The sequence below is a fragment of the Candidatus Protofrankia californiensis genome, assembly GCF_900634765.1.
GTDB lineage: Bacteria > Actinomycetota > Actinomycetes > Frankiales > Frankiaceae > Protofrankia > Protofrankia californiensis.
Genome location: NZ_CAAAFT010000163.1, coordinates 7,601 through 14,011 on the forward strand (window position 1 = coordinate 7,601; position 6,411 = coordinate 14,011).

At 68.6% G+C, this 6,411-nt stretch carries 5 protein-coding genes and 1 pseudogene; 1 reads left to right on the top strand and 5 read right to left on the bottom strand.

Annotated features, from left to right (window positions below; genetic code table 11):
- Both zwf and tal read right to left on the bottom strand, forming a co-directional pair.
- Positions 1-1,439: glucose-6-phosphate dehydrogenase (gene zwf, locus DD1DGNOD_RS09325; protein ID WP_131766230.1), on the bottom strand; the 1,439-nt coding region annotated here is incomplete at its 3' end.
- An 81-nt stretch (positions 1,440-1,520) separates the two neighbouring features.
- Entirely contained in the window at positions 1,521-2,630 is a 1,110-nt protein-coding gene (gene tal / locus DD1DGNOD_RS09330) for a transaldolase (RefSeq protein WP_131766218.1), read from the bottom strand.
- A 538-nt stretch (positions 2,631-3,168) separates the two neighbouring features.
- Here tal and DD1DGNOD_RS09335 point away from each other — a divergent pair.
- Positions 3,169-4,119 carry a heme o synthase gene (locus DD1DGNOD_RS09335; RefSeq protein WP_430827781.1) on the top strand — a complete coding sequence of 317 codons (951 nt, stop codon included), beginning with the start codon at positions 3,169-3,171 and terminating at the stop codon, positions 4,117-4,119.
- Positions 4,120-4,187: 68 nt separating this feature from the next.
- On the opposite strand, the gene DD1DGNOD_RS09340 is transcribed toward DD1DGNOD_RS09335, so the two are convergent.
- The 3 genes and pseudogenes from DD1DGNOD_RS09340 to DD1DGNOD_RS29140 form a co-directional block, all read right to left on the bottom strand.
- A complete protein-coding gene (locus tag DD1DGNOD_RS09340; RefSeq protein WP_165034878.1) occupies positions 4,188-5,156 on the bottom strand; it encodes a COX15/CtaA family protein in 969 nt (322 codons plus the stop codon).
- 109 nt (positions 5,157-5,265) lie between these two features.
- Positions 5,266-6,108, bottom strand: a complete 843-nt coding sequence (locus DD1DGNOD_RS09345; protein ID WP_131769918.1) for an ABC transporter permease — start codon at positions 6,106-6,108, stop codon at positions 5,266-5,268.
- Positions 6,108-6,411: pseudogene (locus DD1DGNOD_RS29140) on the bottom strand (ABC transporter ATP-binding protein); the annotation flags it as partial. The gene DD1DGNOD_RS09345 and the pseudogene DD1DGNOD_RS29140, both read right to left, overlap by 1 nt.

The window sequence follows — 6,411 nt, forward strand, 5'->3', positions numbered from 1 at the left end:
CCGGCCCAGAAGTCCTCCATCGGGTCGATCACCCGCCACGACTCGATCACCTCGGCGTTGTTCGGGAACAACGTCGCGTCCCCGAGCAGCACGTCGAGAATGAGCCGTTCGTACGCCTCGGGAAGCGACTCGGTGAACGCCTCGCCGAACAGGAAGTCCATGGCGACGTCGCGGACCTCCATCGCCGAACCCGGGACCTTGGATCCGAACTTCAACGTCACGCCCTCGTCCGGCTGGACCCGCACCACCAGCTGGTTGTGGCCGAGCTCGGAGGTGTCGGTGGCGTCGAACGGCAGGTGCGGAGCCGGCTTGAACGAAACGGCGATCTCGGTTACCCGGCGTGGTAGCCGTTTGCCGGTGCGCAGGTAGAACGGGACACCCGCCCACCGGCGGGTCTCGATCCCGAGTCGGACGGCGGCAAAGGTCTCCGTCCGAGAGTCCGGGGGGACGCCGTCCTCCTCCAGATAGCCCCGGACCCGCTGGCCGGCGAGCCAGCCCTGCTCGTACTGGCCCCGGATGGCATAGCTGGCGAGGTCGTCCGGCAGCGAGATGGCCCGCAGGATCTTGAGTTTCTCGTACCGGATGGCCTCGGCGTTGAAACTCACCGGCTCCTCCATGGCGGTGAGTGCCAGCAGCTGTAGCAGGTGGTTCTGCAGCACGTCCCGGGCGGCGCCGGTCTCGTCGTAGAAACCGGCACGCGAGCCGATACCGACGTCCTCGGCCATGGTGATCTGGACGGAATCGACGAAGTGGGAGTTCCAGATCGGCTCGAACAGGGTGTTGGCGAACCGCAGCGCCAGCAGGTTCTGGACGGTCTCCTTGCCCAGGTAGTGATCGATGCGGAACACGTCGGAGGCGGTGAACACGTCGTCGACGAGCTCGTTGAGGGAGTGGGCCGACTCCTGGTCGTAGCCGAAGGGTTTTTCCACCACGACCCGCCGCCAACCGCCGGACGCTTCGTTCGAGGCCATCCCGGTGCGCTGCATCTGCTTGAGGACGACGGGAAATGCCGATGGTGGGATGGACAGGTAGAAGGCTGCGTTACCCGGGATCCCATGGGTCCGCTCGAGGTCGAGCAGGGTCTGCGCAAGCGTGTCGAACGCCTGGTCGTCGTTGAACGACCCCTGGACGAACTTCACGGACGCGGCCAGGCGGTCCCACACCTCCTCCCGGAACGGTGTCCGGGCGCCCTTCTCCGCGGCTTCCCGGATGATCTGCGCGAAGTCGCCGTCGTTCCAGTCGCGCCGGGCGAAACCCAGCAGCGCGAAGCCTGGCGGCAGCAGACCTCGGTTCGCCAGGTCGTAGACGGCCGGGATGAGCTTCTTGCGGGCCAGGTCGCCGGTGACCCCGAAGACCACCAACGCGCATGGGTCGGGCAGGCGTGGCAGCCGGCGGTCCCGCGGGTCTCGCAGCGGGTTGGCGCTCACCGTTGGCGTCACCCGAACTCCCCTCCTCGTTGTTGCGGGGTTCCTTCATCTGGCTTTTCGCGGAACGGTCTGTCAGCTGATAATCATTCCCGGTCAGTCGCCGGCGGCTTCAAGCTGTTCCCTGACGGCTGTGAGCAACTGGTTCCAGGAGTCCACGAACTTCTCCACGCCTTCGCGTTCGAGCACCTCGACGACATCGGGGAACGAGATACCGAGGTCGGCCAGGTGGGCCAGTACCGCGTGGGCGTCGTCGTAGTACGGCCTGATCGTGTCGCCCCTGACTACCCCGTGGTCGGCGAAGGCATGCAGCGTCGCCTCCGGCATCGTGTTGACCGTGTCCGGGGCGACCAGTTCCTCCACGTAGATCGTATCCGGCAGGGCCGGGTCCTTCGTGGACGTCGACGCCCACAGTGGCCGCTGCGGCCTGGCGCCGCCGCGGGCAAGGGCCGACCAGCGCTCGGTCGCGAAGGCCTTCTCATAACGCTGGTAGGCCAGACGTGCGTTGGCGATCGCGGCCTTGCTCCGCAGGGCCTTGGCCTCGGCGGTACCGATCTTCTCCAGCCGGCGGTCCACCTCGGTGTCGACCCGGCTGACGAAGAACGACGCGACCGAGGCGAGGTCGGACAGCTCCCGCCCGGCCGCCGCGGCCTGCTCGATGCCTGTCATGAAGGCGTCCATCACCGCGTCGTAGCGGTCAAGTCCGAAGATCAGTGTGACGTTGACGCTGATACCCGCGGCAAGTGTGGCGGTGATCGCCGGCAGTCCGGCGAGCGTGGCTGGGATCTTGATGAACAGGTTCGGCCGGTCGACCAGCCACCACAGCGCGCGGGCCTCGGCCACGGTGCGCTCGGTTTCGTGGGCAAGGCGCGGGTCGACCTCGATCGACACCCGGCCGTCCACGCCGCCGCTGGCCTCGTAGGCGGGACGCAGCACGTCACAGGCAGCGCGGACGTCCGCGGTCGTGATCGCGCGGGCGGCCTCACCGATGTCCACCCCGCGGACGGACAGATCGCGCAGCTGCTCGTCGTAGGCCGATCCCGTGCTGATCGCCTTCTGGAAGATGGTCGGGTTGCTGGTGACACCGACGACGCTGCGGGTACGCACCAGTTCGGCGAGGTTGCCGGTCCGCAGGCGGTCCCGGCTGATGTCGTCGAGCCAGACCGCCACTTCGGCGGCGGACAGCTGAGCCAAGGGGTCGGTCATTGTGGTGTGACGTCCTCTCCGGAAGCGCTGGCGTGCTGCTGGTGGACGGTTCGGCACCGCCGGTTGTCACGCGATTGTCCGTCAGTGCGCGATGCCGGTCAGCGCCAGACCGTGGCGGTGGGGATGGGCCCACCCTGCCGGTAGGGATGGACCTACCCTCTCGCGCTCCCCTCACCCCCGTGCCCGGATAGCCCGCGAAGCTCAGGGAAAGTTAGCGAGAACACTGTCTTTCGGCTTATCCACTCGATGATTTCATCGGACGCCGTGGCAGACCGGTCGGCGGCCACGTCGGCTGGAAATCATATAGATCATTCATGTCGCCATGGCCTGACCCGGGGGCGCCGACGGAGGAGAAAGATCTTCTCTTGGACGGGTCGCGCGCCCGGCGCGACGCCCGGCGGTTAGACTCCGACACGTCGTAGAACCACGCCGCGAAGCCCCGGCCCACGGGGCCCGAGTCCGGGCGGGTGCCCATGTGTCTCCCGCCGATCGCGAGGTCGTCCTGTCCGCCCTGGCCGCGTCCACGCCGGTAGTCAGCCTGCCGAAGCCGACCACGCCCGCGCAGTCGGCCTCCGGTGGGCCGAGCGGAGCAACCGGGCCGGCGAGGTCCCGGCGTCCGGTCCGGGTGCTCGCGCGTTCCTATCTCGCTCTGACCAAGCCGCGGATCATCGAACAGCTCCTGATCACAACGGTCCCGGTCATGCTGCTGGCCGAGCGCGGCCTGCCCTCACCGTGGCTGATACTTGCGACGCTGGTCGGCGGGACGTTCGCGGCGGGCAGCGCCAACACGTTCAACTGCTACATCGACCGCGACATCGACCAGGTGATGGCGCGTACCCGCCAGCGGCCGCTGGTGCGGGCGAGCGTCACTCCCGCCGAGGCGTTGCGGTTCGGCATCCTTCTGGGTGTCGCCGCGACCCTGCTGTTCGGTTTTGCGGTCAACTGGCCGTCGGCGTTGCTCGCCGACGGAGCGATCATGTTCTACGTCTTCGTCTACACCCTCGGACTCAAGCGTCGTAGTCCGTCCAACATCGTCATCGGTGGCGCGGCCGGCTGTTTCCCGGTGCTCATCGGCTGGTCCGCGGTGACCGGCACGGTCGGCTGGCCCGCCGTGCTGCTCTTCGCGGTCATCTTCTTCTGGACCCCGCCGCACTTCTGGGCGCTGGCCATCAAGTACCGGGACGACTACGCCGCTGCCGGGATCCCCATGCTGCCGGTTGTGGCGTCACCGGCGGTGGTCACCAGGCGCATACTCGGCTACTCGTACGCGATGGTTGCCGCATCCCTGCTGCTCGTCCCGGTCGCCGACACGGGATGGCTCTACCTGGTCGTGGCCGTGCTGCTCGGCGGCTGGTTCCTCGCCGAGGCGCACCGGCTGGGCCGGTCCGTCCGCCGCGGTGGGGAGATCCGGCCCATGCGGCTGTTCCACATGTCCATCACCTACCTGACGCTCCTGTTCGTCGCGGTGGCGCTGGCCGCCGTGATCTAGTGGAAGCTGTAGGTGGTCGCGGTCGTCATGACAGCGGTTTCCACCTACTGTTTCCACTTACGCCTTCCTCACACCACCGCCGGTTCGATCGCGTCGGCGGGATCGGTTGTCGCCGGTACGGGCAGGTCGACCGGTGCCGGGCGCTCGACCATGGCCAGCCAGACGCGCAGGGCGACGATCCATAGCGCGGTGGCCCCGGCTATGTGCAGCTCCACCAGCCCGACCGGGATCCCGGTGAAGTACTGGGTGAACCCGACGCCGGCCTGGGCGATCGCGATGGCGGCGAGTGCGGTGCTCGCGCGGACCGCCTCCCGCGGCGCGCCACCGACACGTACCGCGAGAACCGTCGCGACGACCAGCCCGACCAGGAGCATCGCGGCATCGGCGTGTAGCTGCGCGACGTTGGTGATGTCGAATCCGAAGCGTTTCGCCTCGGTGGAGTCCCCGCTGTGCGGTCCCGTTCCCGTGACCACCGTGCCGAGGACGAGTACCGCCCCGGCGACGGCCACCAGCAGCCGCGCCAGCCCGAGCAGCTCGCGCCCGCATGCCGGACGTACCACGCCCGGGCCCGAGCGGGCCCGGCGGTCGAGCACCACGACATCGAGCAGCAGCAGCATGGACAGCAGGAAGTGTCCTGCCACCAGCGCGGGATGCAGTTTGAACAGGACGGTCAGACCGCCGAGCACCACCTGGCCGAGGAACCCCAGCCACAACCCGAACGAGAGCAGGACGAGGTCGCGGCGGCGCTGACCGAGTCGTAACGACACCAGCGGCAGCAGGAGCATCACCAGCCCGACGGCGGTGGTCAGCAGCCGGTTGCCGAACTCGATCCAGCCGTGTGCAGCGTACTCCGGCTGCGTCACGAACGAGTTCTCGCCACATCTGGGCCAGGTGGGGCAGCCGAGCCCGGAGCCGGTGAGCCGGACCGCTCCGCCGGTGACCACGATCAGCGCAAGCAGGATGACGCTGATGCGGGTGAGTCGCCGGAAGACCATCGGGCTCACCGTGGGTAGTTGCAGGGGTCGCCGCACGCTCATTCCCGCAGATACTACCGGCTGTAGAAGTTCGGGTTCGAGATCATCGCCATGGGGACGTCCGTCCCGAACGTCATTTCTGGACGTCCGTTCCCGGCGTCCGTCTCGGACCTCACTCCCATTTGAACGTCCGGGACGCCAGTACCAGGGAACCGACCGCCCAGGCGCACAGCACGGCCAGATCACCGGTGGGCAGACCGGAACCGTCCTGCAGGACGGCGCGCAGACCGTCGGAGGCGGCCGCGGTGGGCAGCGCCCGGCCCACCGCTTCCAGCCAGCCCGGCAGCCGGGACAACGGGACGATCACCCCGCCGACGAGCAACAGCAGCAGGTAGACGCCGTTGGCCGCGGCAAGCGTCGCCTCGGCCCGCAGGGTGCCCGCCATGAGCAGCCCCAGGCCGCAGAACGCGACGGTGGCCACCAGCAGGAGCAGCCCCGTCCACAGCGGCCAGCCGTGCGGATGCCAGCCGAGGGCAAACCCGACGGCGACCACCACCGCAACCTGGATGATCTCTACGGCGACCACGGCCAGGGTCTTGCCCGCCAGCAGGATCGACCGCGGCAGCGGGCTTGCGCCGAGCCGCTTGAGCACGCCGTAGGAACGCTCGAAACCGGTCGCGATCGCCTGCCCGGTGAATGCCGTCGACATGACCGCCAGCGCCAGGACGCCCGGAACGAGAAAGTCCACCGACCGGCCGCCGTCGGTGGGAAGCACGTCCACGGCAGTGAAGAACAGCAGCAGGCCGACCGGGATGGCCAGGGTGAGCAGCACTGACTCCCCACGCCGCAGCGTCAGCTTCAGCTCGATCATCGTCTGTGCGCGCAGCATGCTCCACCGGCTCGCGGCGCCCGGCGCGGGCCGCAGGTCCAGCGGCTGTCGCACGCCCGCATCGGGTTCGGCGGCGCCGGTCGGTTTCCCGGTCTGCTTGCCGATCGGCACGCCCGCGTCGGTCATCACGGCCGCAACGCCGAGCCGGTGAGTTCCACGAACACGTCCTCAAGACTGCGCTGTTCCACCTGCAGGTCCTCGGCCATCACGCCGTTGCTCGCACACCATGCGGTCACCGCGGCGAGCAGATGCGGGTCGATATCACCGTGTACAACGTAGCGTCCCGGCGGTCCCTCCTTGGCGATGGTGCCGTTGGGCAGGGCCAGCGCCAGACGGTCGATGTCGAGACCGGCCGGCGCCCGGAACCGCAGCTCCCCCTTGGCGCCGCCACTGGTCAGCTCGGCCGGGGATCCCGCCGCGAGGACCTTG